Source organism: Pantoea sp. BL1 (assembly GCF_000963985.1).
In the GTDB taxonomy this organism is placed as follows: domain Bacteria; phylum Pseudomonadota; class Gammaproteobacteria; order Enterobacterales; family Enterobacteriaceae; genus Pantoea; species Pantoea rwandensis_B.
The window spans coordinates 130,553-148,975 of record NZ_JZRH01000012.1 but is presented as its reverse complement, the minus strand read 5'-3'; the positions used below and the strand labels follow the sequence as shown (position 1 = coordinate 148,975).

Genomic DNA, 18,423 nt, shown 5'->3' with positions numbered 1-18,423 from the left:
GGGTCCAATTAGATAAGGAGATGCGGCGCGTTTGCCACCTTTTCTGGGAGGTTTCTGCTAATGCTGGTGACCATGTCGAACAAAGAACTTCACCGTCTTTCCGTCATTCAGGCTGTTATTGAAAAACGTCTGCGTCGCCGCGACGCTGCCTCTCAGCTGGATCTCACCGAACGTCAGGTTCAGCGGCTGATGAACCGCTACCGCGAGTCTGGTGCAGCCGGTCTTACCGACGCACGGCGTGGAAAGCCCGGCACGCATCGCATCGAAGAGGCTCTGCGCCACCGCATACTGACGCTGCTACGTGAAAATTACGTGGGTTTTGTCCACAAATTACCGTAGAAATGCTTCAGGTACGTTCCGAGATTGATAAGCGGCTTACTTCACCCAGTCTTCCAGCACCAAACCCGGTACCCGCGCAAATTCCCTGGTATTATTTGTTACCAGTATAACGCCGGCCGCAATGGCATGACCGGCAATAGCCGTGTCATTTGGGCCTATCGGTGTTCCGGCTGCGCTTAGGGTGGCCTTAATTACAGCGGTGGCGTCTACCGCCGCCCGATCCCAGGGCACAATTGCATCAAGTCGGGCGCAGAATTCGTCAACCAGTTGACCATGACGCGGCGAGGCTTTCTTTCCAATCGCGCCAAAACGCATTTCTGCGTAAGTAATAGCCGAAACTACGATGCGATGGTTGCGCAGCACCGCTTGTTCAAGCCGTCTGATCACGTCCTCCGGTTGCTCGCGCATAATAAACGAACAGATACAAGTATCCAGCATGTAGGTTTTGTTCACAGATCAAATCTTCCCTCATCACTGACAACATCCCCGCGATCCATCATAAAATCCGGGTCCGCTTTCTCAAGCTGCATAAATGAGCCCCAGGTCGGCCGTACGGGACGCAGTATGATGCTGTCACCTTCCCGGACAATCTCCAACTCATTTACCCCTTCAAAATCCATATCGCGTGGCAAACGAATGGCGCGGTTATTGCCATTTTTAAATACAGAAACAGTTCGCATGATTAATCCTCCCGAACGGACTTCCGACACGGTGTCGTCACCGGCATTATGTTTTGAGCTTCATCACTCAGCATATGTTTAGTATATGCTCAGCTTTCACATATGTATATGCCCTGTTCTCTTCATCAGAAAAACAACAGAATGTGACATTCGAAGCCGTAAGTTCGGGGTGACATTAGCGAAACGAAAGACATTTCTTGTTTTCATTTTTCATCTGTGGGTAAAGAAACGTGAAGTAACCTACGCAGGCACTGGGTTCCGCTAACCTTGGTAGTACGCGATCTTTAACCTGTCGGGGAAACCATCATGTCGAAGACGAATTTACTGCTGAAAACGCCACTGCTGCTGTTCACCATTTGTTCAATAATGAGTCTTAACACCGTTCGTGCGGCTGAAGAGCCCCTGTTCCAGCCTCTATCGCCGAAGGTCTCAGACCTCACTCAATATCGCTGGCACAATCGCCCGTTGGTAATTTTTGCCCCATCAAAAACCGATCCTGCTTATGTCACGCAGATGGCGATGCTGGAGAAGCAGAAAGCGGAATTGGCCGATCGCGATATCATTGTGTTCAGTGATACCTCACCAACAGCCAATGGCACTCTGCGTAAACAGCTCAATCCGAAAGGATTTGAAGTGGTGCTGGTTGGAAAAGATGGTGGAATGAAACTACGTGAAACAACACCTCTGAATACTGAGGTGTTGCTCTCAACTATCGATAAAATGCCCATGCGTCAGGCCAAACTCAATTAATGAATGAGACGGGTTTACTCGACATCTAGTAGTGAGCCCGTTTTATAAAAACGTTTCCCGGCGATGTAATGCAAACTGCGCATCTCGTCTGGTGCGTCCTCGAATAACCAGCGCCCTTCTTTAAACACCCGGCTATCCGCCCAGGCACCCTTGATTTCACCGATGAACAAATCGTGGTCGATCTGATTTTGTTCGATAGGTATCAACTCGCAGTACAACCAGGCCGCACAGCCAGCCACTAAAGGGAGATGACTTTCAGGTAACTGGAAGAACTCGACGCCAGCTGTGGCCAGCTTATCTGACTGCTCAGCACGGGAATGCGTACCGAGATAATGAACCATCTGCGCCTGGCTGACGGTTGGGACATGTATAACAAATTTCAGGCTTTGCTCAATCAATTTACGCGTGAAGGTGGATTTATCCAGCACAACCGTCAATTTTGCCGGTTTGAACTCTAATCCACAGACCCAGGATGCGGACATCACATTGTCAATCCCATCATGGCGGGAGGAAACCAGTGTGGTTGGGCCATGGTTGATCAGGCGATAGGCTTTTTCCAGCTCAACAGATTCAATATGGGCATTCATAGATTCATTTCATCGCTTAAATTTCAAAGGCCTTTATTGTCGCCTGGTCAATTCGACTTTGCCAATCTCCAGCCATCACTTGTGCAAATCCTCTGCACCCCACGAGTGCAGTCATTGCTCCATCTTAAGCGTTTAATACGGCGTCATGGCTGTGTCAGCGTCTGTACCGCAGTCATTAAGCCTGGCGCGTTTCTTGCGTGTAACAAAAGGTTTCCCACCGCTGACGTTGCTTTCCCATTCATCCAAAGAGGTCTTTGCTATGGAATTGAAATGGTTTGAAGATTTTCTCAGTGTTGCACGCTGTTATAGCTTTACCCGCGCCGCCGACGAACGACATATCACGCAATCTGCGCTCAGTCGGCGCATTCGCCAACTCGAAGAGTGGCTGGGTGTGCCGTTATTCGATCGTAAAACCTATCCGGTAACGCTCACGCCAGAGGGACAAACCTTCCTCGCGACCGCCAGCGAAACGGTATTTTCCATGTCGCATCTGCGCAATGATCTGCACCAGCGCTACAGTTCGCGCACTGCGGTATTACGTTTTGCGATGCTAAACACCCTTTCACTGACGTTCTTTCCTGACTGGATCCAGCGATTAAATCTGCAACCCAATCTCAGCTTTATCCGCCTGTGCAATCAAAAACCGACTTTCGCTGAGCACATCTCCACCTTACACAGCGGTGAAACCGATTTTCTACTGACTTACGCGCATGATGCGGTGTCGCTGATACATCAGCTGGCGGCGTATCCCATGGTGCAACTGGGCCGTGAGCGTGCCATTGCCGTATGTCGCCCGGATAGCAGCGGCAAACCACTCTATCCGGTGCGCGCGGATAGCGGTCCGATTCCGTGGTTGAGTTATGGACAACATACCTTTTTTGCTCATGCGCTGGCGCAAATGCTCAGTAAACGCCCGCTTCCTCTTGAAGCGGTATATGAAAATGGTATGTCGGTGAATCTCAAAGCCATGGTCCTGGCCGGTGGCGGCGTGGCGTGGTTGCCTCTCAGTCTAGTGCATGAAGAGCTGGCCAGCGGCAGTTTAGTGCGCGCCGATGACAGCAGCTGGGATATGTCGCTGGCGATTCGGCTCTATCGTCAACCGGTTCTGCAAAATTCTCAGGCTGAAAAACTGTGGCTGCGTGCGTGTGCCAGCGAGACAGCTAATGCGGCCTGACACAAAACTATGCCGTTTTGGAATGGGGAGTGTGAATTGCTCATTGGCCTTACGCTGATGATTTACTCCATGCTGGGTCTTCAGAGAGACGAAAACCTGACCAACCAAGCTGGGGACTATCATGGAAAACAAAGCGTTAGTCTGGAAGTGGGTAGAAGAATATCAAGGGGTATTTTGTGAACTTAGCGATCGCGTCTGGGGCATGCCGGAAATTTGCTATACCGAGTATCGTTCGGTGGCTGAACACACTGCGATGCTAAAACAGCAAGGATTCCGCGTCACAGAAGACGTGGCCGACATCCCCACTGCGGTGATGGGTGAAGCCGGTGAAGGCGGTCCCATCATCGCTTTCCTCGGAGAATATGATGCCTTACCAGGATTGAGTCAGGAAGCGGGCGTGGCACGTTATTCTCCGCTGCCGGGTAACGGACATGGTCACGGCTGCGGGCATAACTTGCTAGGATCGGCTGCCATGCTGGCGGCTACTGCGTTGAAATCCTGGCTTGAAGAGACCGGCACACCGGGCCGCGTTCGCTATTATGGCTGTCCGGCAGAAGAAGGCGGTGCAGCCAAATCCTTTATGGCGCGTGCTGGCGCATTCGATGGCGTTGATGTCGCCATCACCTGGCATCCAAGTGCGCATCATGAAGTGGCAAAACCTCTTTCTCTTGCTAATACCCGTATGGATTTCGCTTTCCGTGGCCGCTCATCCCACGCTGCGGCTTCTCCACATCTTGGGCGTAGTGCGCTGGATGCCGCCGAATTGATGAACGTTGGCGTACAGTTCCTGCGCGAACACGTGCCGCAAGATTCTCGCATCCATTACGCCTTCCTCGATGCCGGTGGTGTGGCTCCCAATGTGGTACAGGCAAAATCTACCGTGCGATACGCTATTCGCTCGCGCGATGTCCATGCGATGTTTGAACTGAATGAGCGGGTCAAGCGCGTGGCACAGGGTGCCGCCATCATGACCGATACCGAAGTGGATATCAGCATCATGAGCGCGGTATCCAACCTGCTTGGCAATCGTCCGTTAGAAGAAGCGATGCAGCGGAATCTGGAAGCGCTTGGTCCGGTGCCATTTGATCAAGCCGACCTCGCCTTTGCAGCTGAAATTCAGGCCACGCTAACAGCGGAAGAAATTGATAACTGCTACCGCAAAACCGGTGTGAAACCCGCCGATCCTAAACCCCTCAGCGATTACATCATTCCGCTCGATACCCACGGAGAGGTCATGATTGGCTCCACCGATGTCGGCGATGTCAGTTGGGTTATCCCGACCGTGCAGGCGCACGTACCCACCATGGCCATTGGAACCCCTGGTCACTCATGGCAACTGACCGCGCAAGGCAAAATGCCAGCCGCACACAAAGCGTTGGGTCATGTCGCTAAAGTCATGGCCGCGACGGCGGTCGACGTGCTGACCGACAAAATACTGATGGCGCAGATGAAGAAAGCCCATTTCGAGCAGGTCAGTGAAAAACCCTATCACTGCCCTATTCCAGCTGAGGTGAAACCACCGATTCAGCCTCGCCCGGAAACTCTGTAACGCCTCAGGAGAGATAGATGAAAAACAAGATGTTAACTGCCGCATTGACGCTGGCAGCGACCTGCTGCGCTTCAGCACAGGCCGCAACACCCGCCGATTCTTTAGTGATGGCGTGGAACATTGATGCCATCAGCACCTGGGATCCGGCGCAGATTGGTGAAGTGGTCACCAGTGAAATCTATTCAAACACCTGTGACACGCTGGTTGATTTTCGTGTCAGTGATGAAACGCAGCTCGATCCTGCATTGGCCAAAAGTTGGGATGTCTCTGCCGATCGCAAGACCATCACCTTTCATCTGCAGGACAACCTGAAATTTGCGGATGGCTCAGCCGCAACGGCCAGCGACCTGGCGTGGTCGATGCAGCGCGTAGTGAAACTGGGCTACGGCAATGCGGCTGCTATCAAGGAATATGGCTTTGATAAAGATAATGTCGACTCACGCATTAGCGCGCCTGATGACAAAACGCTGGTGATGCGTTTCGATAAAGCTTACCCCACCAATCTGGTGCTCCAGGCGATTGCCGCCAATAACGTCTCTTCCCTGCTTAACCGCAAAGAAGTTGAAAAACAGGCAGTGGATGGCGATCTGGGACATAAATACCTTTCCACTCATACCGCCTGTGTTGGGCCTTATCAACTGGTGCGCTGGAATGCCGGTGAAGGTGTGGTGCTACAGGCCACCCCGAACTACTGGGGAAAAGCGCCGGTACTGAAGCGCATTCTGATTCGTCATGTGGCTGAAACCGGCACTCAGCGTCTGCTGGTGACGCAGGGCGATGTGGATATCGCTCGCGATCTCTCAGCTGACGATCTGAAAACGCTCGATCAGGGCGGCAAAGTGAAAGTGGAAAAAGTCCTGAAGCCACAGCTGTTTTTCTGGACCTTCAATAATGAAGACCCCATTTTCAAGAACGAAAAAGTACGTCTCGCCATGCGATATCTGATCGATTACGACGGGTTAGCGAAGAGCGTGATGCCTTATCTCGGCGTGCCGCGCGCCAGTTTCGTTCAACAAGGGGCGTTTGGTGCGCTGGATGCCAAACAGGGGCAGCCTTTCCACCTCGACCTGGATAAAGCCAAACAGTTGCTGACGGAAGCCGGTTATCCCAATGGTTTTAGCACCGCGGTATTGTTTGGCACCCTGCCGCATTCGGCGCCAATCGCGCAAAGCGTACAGCAGAATGCCGCCAAAATCGGCGTGAAACTCAATCTGGAACGCATGGCTAACGCCCAGTTGTTCAGTCGGGTACGCGGCCGTGAATTCCAGAGTGCCATGATGGCGTGGCAAACCTCTGTGCCCGATGCCTACGGTAATGCCTCGCGTCTGGTTTATAACCCTGACAATCGTAAAGAAGCACGTGCCACGCAATATCCAAGCTGGCGTGCCGCTTATTACGATCCGCAGATGAATCAGAAAGTGGAAACCGCGCTGTTAGAACCGGATGACACCAAACGCGCTGCACTGTATGGCGATCTGCAGAAAGAGCAGATGCAAAAAGGGCCTATGGCGATCATGTTCCAGATGTACAACACCGCAGGAATAAGCCCCACGGTGAAAAACTGGACCTGGAACGGTTTTCGCGTTTGGTACGGTGCCGCAAGTAAATAACGGAGGTGGCAGATGTCACAGGTCATGATGCCCGTTGCACACAACACCGCTTCCGCTGGCTGGCGTCTGATAAGACGCCTTGCTCGTGGGCTCATCTCGATTGTTTGCACGCTACTGGGGTTGGCGGCCCTGACCTTCTTTATTGGTCGCTTACTGCCTATCGACCCAGTGGTCGCGATCATCGGGGATAACGCCAGTCAGGAAGCCTACGACAAGATGTTTCATCAGTTGGGGCTGGATCAACCGTTGTGGCACCAATTTGCCGACTACGTCTGGCAACTGCTGCACCTCGATTTTGGTATCGCTCTGACCACCAGCCATCCGGTGGCGCAGGATATCGCGCGCGTCTTCCCTGCTACGCTGGAACTGGCAACCGTGGCGGCCATTATTGGCGTTGGTTTCGGTATTCCCGCTGGCGTGCTGGCGGCAATGTACCGCAACACCTGGTTCGATCATCTGATCCGCTTCGTGGGGCTACTCAGCTATTCCACCCCGCACTTCTGGCTTGGGCTGATGGGATTGCTGCTGTTTTACGCCACGCTCGGCTGGATTGGCGGACCAGGACGCATCGATTTTATCTACGAGTTCGATTTACATCCGGTGACGGGATTCTGGCTGATCGACAGCGCGCTGAGCGGAAACTGGGAAATGTTCCGCAACGTGTTTGGTCACATCATTTTGCCCGCATCGATTCTTGGCCTAAGCGCGCTGGCTTACATCAGCCGTATGACGCGTAGCTTCATGCTGGAACAACTGTCGCAGGAGTACATCATTACCGCTCGCGTGAAAGGTTTGTCGTGGGCGCGATGTGTTTGGGTGCATGCATTCCGTAATATCGCTGTGCCCACGCTGACGGTAGTGGCCCTTTCCTGGGCCTGGCTGCTGGAAGGCGCAGTACTCACCGAAACCGTATTTGCCTGGCCCGGCTTTGGCCGCTACCTGACCAACGCACTGCTGGCGGGCGATATGAATGCGGTCGTCGGCTGCACATTGCTAATCGGCGCCATTTTTGTCGCAATCAATCTGCTATGCGATCTGCTTTATCGTCTTTTCGATCCGCGTACGCGTCAGGAGGAAGCATGACCGATTCCGTCAACAAATCGATGCGCGTTAATCCTTCGCGTAACTTACGCTCCTGGCTGCGCGATCCTGCGCCACAGTCACCGTTTCAGGCGCACATGCAGCTGTTATGGATTCAGTGGCGACGCTTCTGCGCTAACCACTCGGCACTCTTTGGTCTGCTGGTACTGTTGATGATTGCTGGCGCGGCGGTGTTCGCGCCCTGGTTAGCCACTCACGATATCTATGCCCAAAACCTCGCCTTCCGCCTGCAACCGTTTTCTGCTGAGCACTGGCTGGGCACCGACGAATTGGGTCGAGATATTTACAGCCGTCTGCTGTATGGCGCGCGAATCACGCTGTATATCGCGGGCTTAACCGCGTTGATTATCACACCCATTGGCTTACTGGTCGGGACCAGCGCGGGTTATCTCGGCGGTTGGGTCGATACGGTGCTCATGCGTCTGGTAGACATCTTCCTGGCCTTCCCCAGTTTGATTCTGGCGCTGGCGTTTGTCGCGGCATTGGGGCCAGGCATCGAGAATGCGATCATCGCGATTTCTCTCTCCGCCTGGCCGCCGATTGCCCGCCTTGCACGCGCCGAAACTCTGGCAATCCGTAAGATGGATTACATCGCAGCGGTGCGCTTACAAGGGGCATCCGCCTGGCACATCATCGTGCGACATATCATCCCCATGTGCCTGCCTTCTGTCGTCGTGCGCGTCACCCTTAACATGGCGGCGATTATCCTTACCGCCGCTGGACTGGGTTTCCTGGGGCTTGGCGCGCAAGCTCCCAGTCCGGAATGGGGCGCAATGCTGGCTTCCGGCCGCGAGTTCATGCTGAACAATGGCTGGATCGCTGCCATCCCGGGATTAGCAATATTGTTCACCAGTCTCGCCTTTAACCTGCTGGGTGATGGCCTGCGCGACGTAATGGATATCCGCCATGAATAATCTGCTACAGGTGAAAAACCTTAATATCGTGTTTCGCAGCGCGCACGGGGAGCACCGCGCGGTACGTGACGTCTCTTTCCATGTCGGACGTGAGAAAGTCGCGATTGTCGGTGAATCCGGTTCGGGAAAATCACAGACCTGCCGTGCGTTACTACAGCTAAAGCCCAAAATCGGTCACGTCACCGCCGATCAGATGCAGTTCGGTGATATCGATCTGCTCAACAGCAGTGAAAAGCAGATGCGCCAGATTCGCGGAAATCGTATTTCGATGATCCTACAGGATCCTCGCTTCTCGCTTAATCCGCTGATGCGCATTGGCGATCAGGTGGCGGAAGCCTTCAGACTGCATCGCCGGGTCAGCAAAAATGAAGCCAATGCGCGCGCATTAGCGATGCTGGAATCGGTGCATATTCGCGAAGTGGCAAAAGTCGCGCGACTCTATCCGCATGAGATTTCTGGCGGTATGGGCCAGCGCGTGATGATCGCTATGATGCTAATCCCTGAGCCGGATTTGATCATTGCCGACGAACCGACCTCCGCACTGGACGTGACGGTGCGCCAGCAGGTGCTGAGCATCCTCAATGAACAGCTGGCACGCCGTCAGACCGGCCTGCTGTTTATCAGTCACGACCTTAATCTGGTCTCTCGTTTCTGCGATCGCGTACTGGTGATGTACGCCGGGCGCATCGTCGAAGAGATTCGTGCCGATCGTCTGGAACAGGCACAGCATCCTTACACGCAGGCATTACTTGCCAGTCAGCCACGTCTGCATCATCCCCTTGATACGCTGCGTGTGCCGACCCGAGATGCCAGTTGGCTCACCGGCCCCTGTTTTCGTGATGGAGTCGCATTATGAATCCCATTCCAACCGCACAACGCAGCATCGAAATGGTAGATGTCAGTATTGCATTCGGTCAGGGAGCACATCGGCGGCAGGTGGTTGATAACGTAAGCCTGACGCTGGCACAAGGAGAGTGTTATGGCCTGATTGGTGAATCGGGGTGTGGAAAATCCACTATTTTGCGCGCGCTGGCTGGTCTGAATCACGATTATCAGGGCCATATCCTGTTCAATAATCGTGAACAGCAACCGCAGCGTGATAAAGCCTTTTATCGCCAGGTGCAAATGGTGTTTCAGGACCCTTACGCCTCGCTCCATCCGCGAAAAATGGTGTGGGCCAGTCTGCGTGAACCGCTGAAGATGCATGCCATGGATCACCATGAAGCACGCATCAGCGATGTGCTGCACGCAGTCGGACTGTCCGATGCCTTCCGTTATCGTTATCCCCATCAACTTTCTGGTGGTCAACGTCAGCGTGTGGCCATCGCGCGGGCCCTCATCCTGGAACCTTCCGTGCTGTTACTGGATGAGCCGACCTCAGCACTGGACGTTTCAGTCCAGGCGGAAATCCTCAATTTACTCAGCAGCATGCAACGGCAGCGCAGCCTCACTTATTTAATGGTGACGCATGATTTGGCGGTCGTGACACACCTGTGCCGTCGCATCGGCATCATGCATCACGGCAAATTGCTGGAGGAACTCAGTGCGGACAGCGTGCGTCAGGGTGGAGCACGGGAAATCTATACCCGCGAGTTTCTGGCGGCGAGTGAGGCGTGAACCTGTGCTCAACTTAAAACCATGAGGCTTTGCCATGTTACGCACGCTATTTACCGCATTGGATAGGGAGACATCATCATGACGCTCATTGAATCTCTGGCACAGTGGTGTGCCAATCCACCGCCCTTTTCTCTTCGTGCTCGTGAACTGGCGATTGACGCCATCACCGATACGTTGGGTTGCATGGTGGCTGGCCGTAGCGACTTTTCTACCCAGGCGGTGCAGCAGGCATGGCCACAGTTGCCCCGCAGTCAGGCGCTTGATGCGCTATTCAACGCCACGGCCGCTCACGCTATCGACTTTGACGACAACTTTGCACCGGGTATGAGTCACGCCTCGGCCGTTCTGGTGCCGGCACTGCTGGCCGTGGCGCAAAACAGCGACGGCACATCTTTGATACGCGCTTATTTAATTGGTCTGCAGGCACAAGCCTTTATTGGCGAAGCTATCGGCTACCAGCATTACACTGCCGGCTGGCATGGCACTTCCACCGTTGGCTGCATTGGCAGCGCAGCCGGCGTTGCTGCCCTGCTCGGCCTGGATGCAGCAGGGATTGCCCGTACGCTGAGTATCGCAGTGAGTCTGGCCAGTGGCGTAAAAGGCCAGTTTGGTACGCCACTGAAACCTTTTCATGCCGGGATGGCGGCGCGCAATGCCGTTGAAGCCGCTACGCTGGCGCAAACCGGCATGCAAGGTCGTCTCGACATCATTGAGTGCGCTCAGGGTTTTGCGGAACTCTATGCCGGTCAGTTAAGCCAACCTTCGCTGCCCGGCGCTGAGCAGCATGTCATTGAGCAAATCGGTGTGATGCCGAAAAAATATCCGTGCTGCGGCTCAACCCACCGCATTCTCGATGCGATTGCCGATATCCAGCAAAAGCGTGTGTTGAAGATTGACGACATCGAAAGCGTGCACTGCCAGGTGGGGATCGCGAACTGGCGCAATCTTGCCTACCACCAGCCGCAGGATGAAATGCAAGCGCGCTTCTCGATGCAATATTGCGTTGCCATGATGCTCAGGAATGGCACGTTGAGCGTGCAGGACTTTACCGCCGCCAGCGTAAAACAACAGGCAGATGCACAACAGTTGGCGATGATTACCCTCGCGCCATGGACAGCGGAACAGGAGGCTGAAGACAGAAATCTGCCGCATATCCTCACCTTGCGTTTCAGGGATGGTCAGGAAATTGTCCACGCCAGATTGCGGGCACGAGGTGCGCTAGACGAACCATTCAGCACCGATGATCGGCAGACAAAGTTCTTAGATTGTTGTGCAGCGCTACCCCAGGCAGAATCGCTTTATCAGCGCCTAAGGGAATTAGCGCAGCAAGCTGATTTAACGTTTATACGTCAGTTGATGATTTAACCCTGACACTATGGGCAGCAGCCATCGCTGGATGGCTCCGTTTCATCGCAGGAGAAAACGATTTCGTGCAGCGGTGAATCGGATCTGCAGAGCGGCACCGAATCACCGCTAAATTTATAAGCTCGGAAAATATTTTCACTTTTTTGGCAATATTCACATCGCTCATTCGTCTACCTCAGTACGAGCCAATATCGGCTACTGTAATGAGGAATAACAACGATGAGAGATTTTGATATGCGCAGACAACATCACCGTGGTCACTCTTTTGGTGGTCATCGCATGATGAAACCGCTGTTGCTCGGCGTGGTGATTATCGCGGCACTTGGGCTGCTGGTGATGTCGCTGTGGAATGCCGTGCTGCCTGCCATCATCGGCGTGAAGGCGATTGGGTTCTGGCAGGCGCTTGGGCTGCTGATATTGTGCCGCATTCTGTTTGGTGGCTTAGGTTTCCGCCCCGGCATGTTCGGTATGGCGCGTCGTCGTATGCACGAACGCTGGATGCAGATGACCCCAGAGCAGCGCGAAGAGTTTATGCAACATCGCCGTGAACGTTCGCACCGTGGACGTCGCGATCGCTGTGACTGGCATGGCCGCCGCGATGATTCGCGCTCACCCTCCGACGAGGCTCCCGCTAAATCGCCAGACGCAGAGTAAACGCCATGGCGCAGGATTCTCTGCTGATGTCCGCGTTGAACGCCTGTCGGGCAAAATTGAGCGCATTTATCCGCGGCCGCACTTCGGTACGTGAAGATGCCGACGATATACTGCAGGAAGTGACCTACAAGCTCATGCAGGTCGAGCAACCGGTGGAAAATGTCGCGGCCTGGTTATTCCGTGCGGCACGCAATGAAATGACCGACCGGGCGCGAAAGAAGCGTGAACTGCCGCTAGCCGATCTGTTGAACGGCGATGAGGAGGCGGATTTTCCCGAAGATGAGCTAGCTGAAACGCTATTTGGCGTGCCGGAAACGCCGGAAGATGAGTATCTCAAAGCGCTGTTATGGGAAGAGCTGGAGGAAGCCTTAGCGGAACTGCCCCCTGCTCAGCGCGAGGTGTTCGAAAAAACGGAGTTGCTGGGTTACAGCTACAACGAGCTGTCTGAAGAGAGCGGCATCAGTGTCCAGGCACTGTTATCACGCAAACACAAAGCGGTGCTTTCCCTGCGTACACGATTGCGCAATCTTTATGATGAACTCACCGCTGAGTAATCATGTTTATTTCGGATGTTGAACGAGCATGGCTGCTATTTTCCAGCAAATAGCAGCCAGCCCGCTCAGATTACCACCAAACGGCCTCTTCCTGCGGCGCCAGGATATTCACCGCTTGCCCAATCACTGGCAGTGACAATTTAATTTTTTGATCACGCGCCAGTGCGGCTATTTGCCTGAAGGGATCATCCCAGTGATGGAAAGCCAGATCGAAGGCTGCGTTATGAATGGGCATTAACCATTTGCCCTTTAAATCCTGAAACGCCCGGATGGTATCCGTTGGCAACATATGAATATCCGCCCAGCGACTGTCGTAGGCTCCATTTTCCAGGCAAGCAACATCAAAAGGACCGTATTTGTTGCCGATCTCTTTGAAACCGGTGAAATAACCGGAATCCCCGCCAAAGAATAGACGAAACTCATCCGTAATAATGCTCCAGGAGCACCACAAACGTTTATTGCCATCAAATAAGCCCCGCCCAGAAAAATGCTGCGACGGCGTAGCGACAAAATGAATTTCACCCACATCGGTAGATTGCCACCAATCCAATTGCGTAATCTTTTCTTCAGCAACGCCCCACTTGGCCAGTAAATCGCCGACGCCCAGCGGTGCGAGGAAATAGCGCACATGATCTTTCAACTGCATGATCGTCTGGTAATCCAGATGGTCATAATGATCATGGGATAAAATAATGCCCTCAATAGGCGGTAAATCGCTCAGCTCGATGGGTGCAGCCTGAAAACGCTTTGGTCCGAGCCACTGAAAGGGAGACGCCCGCAAGTTAAATACCGGGTCAGTAAGCCAATATTTGCCGTTCAATTTAAGCAGCAGCGATGAATGCCCCAGACGAAACACACTGTTATCAGCTGCCGCAGCAAGTGTCTCGGCCGTGATCGGCTGCACAGGTAATGGCTGCTGCGGTACGGTCTCTTTCGGTTTATTGAACGCCAAATCCCAGAACATCTTTAAATATTCACCGAACTTCAAGGGCTGACGTGGCGCAACATTGGTGAAACGCTTGCCATCAAACTGCGCGGATTGCGGATAGCCCTTGATGGCAGCGCGGGAAATGCTTGAACAATTCAACATTGATCTTTTACCTGGCCGTGTTGGGTGCTTCAGAATAGCGGTTTTTAGTGAATCATATATGGCATAACTGGCGGTCTGGTTTTGAATATTCTCCTTGAGATGACATTTGCACTCTCGAAGGTTAAAGTTTCTCTTTTGATTGATTTTGCGAGGGAAAATGAAACCTTTATTTGTGTATGGCACCTTACAACCTGGTCACTCCAATGCCCATATTCTCGAAGATATCGGTGGTGAGTGGCTGGCCGGTACAGTGAAGGGCATCTTTTACGAACGTGGTTGGGGGGCTGCAGCAGATTTTCCCGGCATCGTATTGGACAACAACGCCGGTCGTGTCACAGGTTCACTGTTCTTCTCTGATAACCTCACGTCACATTGGCCAATGCTGGACGCGTTCGAGGACGGTTATGATCGAGTGGATGTCGAAGTCACCACCCTCGAAGGCGAGAAAGTCACGGCGTGGATTTATCAGTTGCAGCCACAGCAGCGTTGATCTGCCCTCTTCTTTTCCAACCTAACTCCACAAATTATGGCGGTGACCCTTTTAAGGAAGAAATAACCTATTCAGCATTGGTTATCTGATTATTCACTCAGCTCACGCTCTCCGAGATGCCAGATTTTCTCTGCATAACGGCCTATCAGTGCGAGTGAGGCTGCGAGCACCAGGAAGAAAACAACCTTGTGTAAACCATCCCAGAAATATTCGAAATAACGGGTATACAAATTAATCGCCAGAAATGTGATGCCGAAACGGCGCAGCATGCTGTCATCGGTTTTTAATCCAATACCGATACAAACTCCCGATGCCAATGCGAACAACAGTGCCCAAGGCAGCAGCGCCAAGCGGCTGGTGTCGTACCAATTGTCGATATCATAATTGCCAAAAATCGACATAATCCATAAAGCGATAAACAGACAGGTCAGACCCATGACTTTGCTGACGGTAAACAAATGACGTTTAATCAACATAGGTTGCAACAAGAAGCACAACAGCAGTAAACCCGCACCAAAGAAAATAAAACGAATCGGGTAATTCATGCCTAACCAATACGCGCCCCAGCCAGACATATAACCGGTTTCGGCGCCGAACGCGTTAGCGAGCGAGAGCAGAAAGAAAAGCCACACCAAACCTGAACGCCCAAAATAACCGATCATGCCATACAGCACCGATCCTGCAAGAAACAGCGGTGCAATATTGCCACTGCCGTTATCCAGCATTTCGCCAATTTGCCAAAGTGCAATGGCGGAGCTGAGCACGCCAAGAAACAATATGGCTTCAGTACTGTAATGCCACTGTTTTTCCTGCTGTTGAAGAGTGAATCCCCAACCAAAAAACACGATGGCTAAGAAAAGGGGAAGTCCGATACGTGCTACTGAGGAATAGGCAAACCATGCGAGGATTTGGGCCAGTAAATCGCTGTCAGAGAAGAGACTGCCGAAGGCAATAACGATACAGGCTAATGCGGTCCAAAACGCATATTGGCTCAGTCTGCGCCAATCGAACACCACACGCGTTAAGGTTCCGGCTAAACGCTGATGATCCTCATCAGTGATCGCCCTTTCCTGCTGCCATTGTGCCAGCGCCTGACGAATAATCTTTTCCTGCTTACGTGTGACGCGCATATCTCTTCCCTGCTGTGGTGGTTGCCGCACATTAGCACGTATCACGCCAGGCTAAAATTAATACAAACCGCATGATGGAGTATTGAGATGATTAAACTTTGCACCGCTTGTAGCACCTCCTACGAAGATGATGCAAGCATCAGGCATTGTAAGATTTGCGAAGACGATCGCCAATTTGTGCCGGTGAGTGGGCAGCATTGGCTGGCACTCTCTGATTTGTGCGCTACCCACCAAAATAAATGGCAGCAACATCAGCCAGGATTATTCAGCTTACAAACCGTACCTGCTTTTGCCATCAATCAGCGTGCATTTTTATTACAAACCGCGCATGGCAATATTCTGTGGGATTGTATTGCCAACTTAGACTCTGCAACAGAAACCTTGATTCAGGCTTTAGGCGGTATTGACGCTATCGCGATTTCACATCCTCACTATTACAGTACGATGCAGGATTGGGCAGCAACGTTTAATGCACCGGTATATTTGCATGCGGATGATCGGCAATGGATTATGCGTCAAAGCCCGTATATTCAGTGCTGGCAAGGCGACGAACTGGATATCATACCGGAGGTTAAACTGTTGCGGCTGGGTGGGCATTTCGCAGGCGGGTCGGTACTTCACTGGGCAGAGCGTGGTGGCATATTGCTGAGTGGCGATATTGTGCAGGTGGCACCAGGCGCCAATACGGTTTCCTTTATGTGGAGTTATCCCAATATGTTACCGCTCTCAGCCTCTACCCTGAGCACACTGGTTCACCGCCTCGATAAGGTGAGTTTCTCACAAATCTATGGCGCTTTTGCCGGACGAGAAATTACCCAGGATGCTCAGCAGATTGTCAGGCAGGCAGCGGCGCGTTATCTCGACTGCCTGCGATGAAGTTTATTTCGCTAATCCGGTATTGACGCGTTTGCCAATCTCTTTGAGCTGTGAATACTTTTCAAGCAATGCCGGGCCATCATCAAGACTCATGGCAAACATCCATAAATAGGTCATCACGGAATAAATGTGCCCTGCGCTCATTCCGCCTTTTAGCGCCATCACCGTAATCGTAATGCCAAACAGCAGTGCTGAGGCAACACCAATCGACAAGTAACTCATCGCTTCACGGTCGGACAGACGGATGCGCACCCGTGCCAGGAAATGATAATGCCGATGCAGTTTCTGTTCTCCAGCACTGTTAACAAAGCCCACTTCCCGTTCAAGCCGGTCGTTCATACGCGCAATTAACGCTTCGTTGGTGCGCGTGTAATGCGGCAGAAAGCTAGCGAACAGCACCAAAATTGTCAGGCAAACTAAGCCCGCCCAGGGTTCGATGGTCAACAACATCACCACTGCACCACACATGGATGCGGTAGAGGTGATCAGCATAGGCAGGTGTGTTTCGAAAAAATCAACGAATTGTCGTGACAGTGTCACCCTGGCAGCAATGGCAGAATGACTATGCGCCTCTTCGCGCTGCGCAAGGATCACAGGCACTGCAAGACCTGCGTAGATCCGCGCAAAAGTGCGCGTATCCATGGTGCGACGTGCGGCACCAATCATCCACATCACCAATACCAACCCGGCATAGAAAAGACCATGTAGTGCATGGCCGTGCATGATGGCGTTAATCGCGAACCCCGCCAGTAGTGGATAAAGCAGATAAACCACATTTTCAGCGATGACCAGCATGAGCGTCAGAAGTAGTTTTTTCTTGTTTCGTTTTGCCAACACTTTCAGGGTATTGAGGGCGCTGTGTGACGCCACGTTTTCGAGGTTTTCAGGTATGATTTGCATAAGATTAGGTTCAAATTGAGCTTTTGAGCGATTGCTCAAAAGTGGTAAAATTGTATTTGAGCGATCGCTCAAAGTCAACGGTGGTGGTGATGAAAGAGACAACAGCAGAGTTGCGTGAAAAGATCCTGGACACAGCGGTCGCACTGTTTATTGAAAAGGGATTGGAGAATGTGAAAACGCGCGAGTTAACTACGCAACTCGGCCTGTCACGCAGCCACATCTATCACTATTTTCCCGACTGGGCGACATTGTGCCTGGAAGCCTGTGGCCGATTTGCGCAGCGTGATTTGCAGTTATTTACCCGGGATATTGAACAACTGCCCTTCACTGAACGCCTGGAAGCGTTTATCAGTAGCTATTTACCGCAGGAACCGGATGCGGTGTGGCAGCTGTATAGTTCTCTTTGGCGTAAAGCGACAACTGAAGCGGCGTACGCGCAATTGGCCACGCAATTGACACAACATTGGCAAGCATTGATGGCGGGAATCGTAGAGGATGGCATCCGTGCAGGTGCATTTCGTGAAGCAAATGCCCACCAGGTGGCACGTCAACTCAGCGCGATGTTAAATGGCTATGCGGATTTACTGATTGTGGTGCAACAGACTGAAGCGCGGGAACAGGCGATAAACGATTTACGTGCCTTTATTAAACTCGCGCTTTGATTTGTCGAAAAATCTGTTTCAGGAAGTGGTTAATGAATTATCAGTGGTGGCGACAAAATAGGCATCGCGTTTTTCAATCGTGACACCGCGATCGCGCCAATAGGCTGCCATGTTGAAAAACGCATCGCTGGTGAGATTGAAGCCAATAACAACTGAAGAGTGCTTACCGCTACTGAGAAACTTGTTCAACTGCTCCATATTCAACGCTTTAACAGACTCCATCATCTTCTCCCGATCTATAACAAGATAATCTGCTTCAACAGATTATCTTGTAAGTATCAGGACGCACAATGCAGTTATATTAATATTACGTTCTGCGAAAACTCTAATGACATTCGACGTTTTCCACCCCGCCAAGCCGCAAAAATTCTGATAAATGAG

The 18,423-nt window shown here is 52.3% G+C and carries 21 protein-coding genes and 1 pseudogene; 15 read left to right on the top strand and 7 right to left on the bottom strand.

All coding sequences use genetic code 11. The features are described 5' to 3' along the window. Positions 1 to 72: 72 nt before the first annotated feature. A pseudogene (locus VH86_RS08245) lies at positions 73 to 321 on the top strand (helix-turn-helix domain-containing protein); the annotation flags it as partial. Between the two features lie 54 nt (positions 322 to 375). Here the strand turns inward: VH86_RS08245 and VH86_RS08240 are convergent. Further along, positions 376 to 792: a type II toxin-antitoxin system VapC family toxin gene (locus VH86_RS08240; protein WP_045832538.1), complete on the bottom strand. Its 417-nt coding sequence runs from the start codon at positions 790 to 792 to the stop codon at positions 376 to 378. Further along, entirely contained in the window at positions 789 to 1,019 is a 231-nt protein-coding gene (gene vapB / locus VH86_RS08235; protein WP_045832537.1) for a type II toxin-antitoxin system VapB family antitoxin, read from the bottom strand. The genes VH86_RS08240 and vapB overlap by 4 nt, the downstream gene beginning before the upstream one ends. A 306-nt stretch (positions 1,020 to 1,325) precedes the next feature. Between vapB and VH86_RS08230 the strand changes: the two genes are divergently transcribed. Then, on the top strand, positions 1,326 to 1,769 hold the full coding sequence (locus VH86_RS08230; protein ID WP_045832536.1) for a DUF4174 domain-containing protein: 444 nt from the start codon (positions 1,326 to 1,328) through the stop codon (positions 1,767 to 1,769). A 14-nt stretch (positions 1,770 to 1,783) separates the two neighbouring features. On the opposite strand, the gene VH86_RS08225 is transcribed toward VH86_RS08230, so the two are convergent. After that, on the bottom strand, positions 1,784 to 2,356 hold the full coding sequence (locus VH86_RS08225; protein ID WP_034830113.1) for a flavin reductase family protein: 573 nt from the start codon (positions 2,354 to 2,356) through the stop codon (positions 1,784 to 1,786). 259 nt (positions 2,357 to 2,615) lie between these two features. Between VH86_RS08225 and VH86_RS08220 the strand changes: the two genes are divergently transcribed. From VH86_RS08220 to VH86_RS08175, 10 genes are all read left to right on the top strand, one after another. Further along, positions 2,616 to 3,530: a LysR family transcriptional regulator gene (locus VH86_RS08220; protein WP_045832564.1), complete on the top strand. Its 915-nt coding sequence runs from the start codon at positions 2,616 to 2,618 to the stop codon at positions 3,528 to 3,530. Positions 3,531 to 3,651: 121 nt separating this feature from the next. Next, positions 3,652 to 5,079 carry a M20 family metallopeptidase gene (locus VH86_RS08215; protein WP_045832535.1) on the top strand — a complete coding sequence of 476 codons (1,428 nt, stop codon included), beginning with the start codon at positions 3,652 to 3,654 and terminating at the stop codon, positions 5,077 to 5,079. Between the two features lie 17 nt (positions 5,080 to 5,096). Then, complete coding sequence (locus tag VH86_RS08210; RefSeq protein WP_045832534.1) at positions 5,097 to 6,689, top strand: ABC transporter substrate-binding protein; 1,593 nt, start codon at positions 5,097 to 5,099, stop codon at positions 6,687 to 6,689. A 12-nt stretch (positions 6,690 to 6,701) separates the two neighbouring features. Next, positions 6,702 to 7,772 (top strand): ABC transporter permease, encoded by a 1,071-nt coding sequence (locus VH86_RS08205; protein WP_156150572.1) that lies wholly within the window; start codon positions 6,702 to 6,704, stop codon positions 7,770 to 7,772. Continuing rightward, the gene (locus VH86_RS08200) at positions 7,769 to 8,704 is read left to right on the top strand and encodes an ABC transporter permease (RefSeq protein ID WP_045832533.1); all 936 of its coding nucleotides are present in this window, start codon (positions 7,769 to 7,771) and stop codon (positions 8,702 to 8,704) included. The genes VH86_RS08205 and VH86_RS08200 overlap by 4 nt, the downstream gene beginning before the upstream one ends. Beyond that, the gene (locus tag VH86_RS08195) at positions 8,697 to 9,560 is read left to right on the top strand and encodes an ABC transporter ATP-binding protein (protein WP_045832532.1); all 864 of its coding nucleotides are present in this window, start codon (positions 8,697 to 8,699) and stop codon (positions 9,558 to 9,560) included. The genes VH86_RS08200 and VH86_RS08195 overlap by 8 nt, the downstream gene beginning before the upstream one ends. After that, positions 9,557 to 10,321, top strand: a complete 765-nt coding sequence (locus tag VH86_RS08190; RefSeq protein WP_045832531.1) for an ABC transporter ATP-binding protein — start codon at positions 9,557 to 9,559, stop codon at positions 10,319 to 10,321. Before VH86_RS08195 ends, VH86_RS08190 begins: the two co-directional genes overlap by 4 nt. A 78-nt stretch (positions 10,322 to 10,399) precedes the next feature. Further along, positions 10,400 to 11,686 (top strand): MmgE/PrpD family protein, encoded by a 1,287-nt coding sequence (locus VH86_RS08185; RefSeq protein WP_045832530.1) that lies wholly within the window; start codon positions 10,400 to 10,402, stop codon positions 11,684 to 11,686. A gap of 219 nt (positions 11,687 to 11,905) precedes the next feature. Continuing rightward, entirely contained in the window at positions 11,906 to 12,340 is a 435-nt protein-coding gene (locus tag VH86_RS08180) for a hypothetical protein (RefSeq protein WP_045832529.1), read from the top strand. Between the two features lie 5 nt (positions 12,341 to 12,345). Then, positions 12,346 to 12,894 (top strand): RNA polymerase sigma factor, encoded by a 549-nt coding sequence (locus VH86_RS08175; RefSeq protein ID WP_045832528.1) that lies wholly within the window; start codon positions 12,346 to 12,348, stop codon positions 12,892 to 12,894. 70 nt (positions 12,895 to 12,964) lie between these two features. Here the strand turns inward: VH86_RS08175 and VH86_RS08170 are convergent, their stop codons facing one another. Beyond that, complete coding sequence (locus tag VH86_RS08170) at positions 12,965 to 14,167, bottom strand: MBL fold metallo-hydrolase (RefSeq protein ID WP_231647165.1); 1,203 nt, start codon at positions 14,165 to 14,167, stop codon at positions 12,965 to 12,967. On the opposite strand from VH86_RS08170, the gene VH86_RS08165 reads away from it, so the two are divergent. Continuing rightward, entirely contained in the window at positions 14,142 to 14,474 is a 333-nt protein-coding gene (locus VH86_RS08165) for a gamma-glutamylcyclotransferase family protein (RefSeq protein WP_045832561.1), read from the top strand. The genes VH86_RS08170 and VH86_RS08165 overlap by 26 nt on opposite strands. Positions 14,475 to 14,563: 89 nt before the next feature. Here VH86_RS08165 and VH86_RS08160 read toward each other — a convergent pair whose 3' ends face one another. Continuing rightward, the gene (locus VH86_RS08160; RefSeq protein WP_045832527.1) at positions 14,564 to 15,604 is read right to left on the bottom strand and encodes a DUF2157 domain-containing protein; all 1,041 of its coding nucleotides are present in this window, start codon (positions 15,602 to 15,604) and stop codon (positions 14,564 to 14,566) included. Positions 15,605 to 15,691: 87 nt separating this feature from the next. Here VH86_RS08160 and VH86_RS08155 point away from each other — a divergent pair, with 87 nt between their 5' ends. Next, positions 15,692 to 16,480, top strand: coding sequence for an MBL fold metallo-hydrolase (locus tag VH86_RS08155; protein WP_045832526.1), 789 nt, complete (start codon positions 15,692 to 15,694; stop codon positions 16,478 to 16,480). 3 nt (positions 16,481 to 16,483) lie between these two features. On the opposite strand, the gene VH86_RS08150 is transcribed toward VH86_RS08155, so the two are convergent. Further along, a complete protein-coding gene (locus VH86_RS08150; protein WP_045832525.1) occupies positions 16,484 to 17,380 on the bottom strand; it encodes an ABC transporter six-transmembrane domain-containing protein in 897 nt (298 codons plus the stop codon). 89 nt (positions 17,381 to 17,469) lie between these two features. On the opposite strand from VH86_RS08150, the gene VH86_RS08145 reads away from it, so the two are divergent. After that, the gene (locus VH86_RS08145; RefSeq protein ID WP_045832524.1) at positions 17,470 to 18,042 is read left to right on the top strand and encodes a TetR/AcrR family transcriptional regulator; all 573 of its coding nucleotides are present in this window, start codon (positions 17,470 to 17,472) and stop codon (positions 18,040 to 18,042) included. Between the two features lie 18 nt (positions 18,043 to 18,060). Here the strand turns inward: VH86_RS08145 and VH86_RS08140 are convergent, their stop codons facing one another. Then, positions 18,061 to 18,267, bottom strand: a complete 207-nt coding sequence (locus VH86_RS08140; RefSeq protein WP_156150571.1) for a hypothetical protein — start codon at positions 18,265 to 18,267, stop codon at positions 18,061 to 18,063. Positions 18,268 to 18,423: the final 156 nt, after the last annotated feature.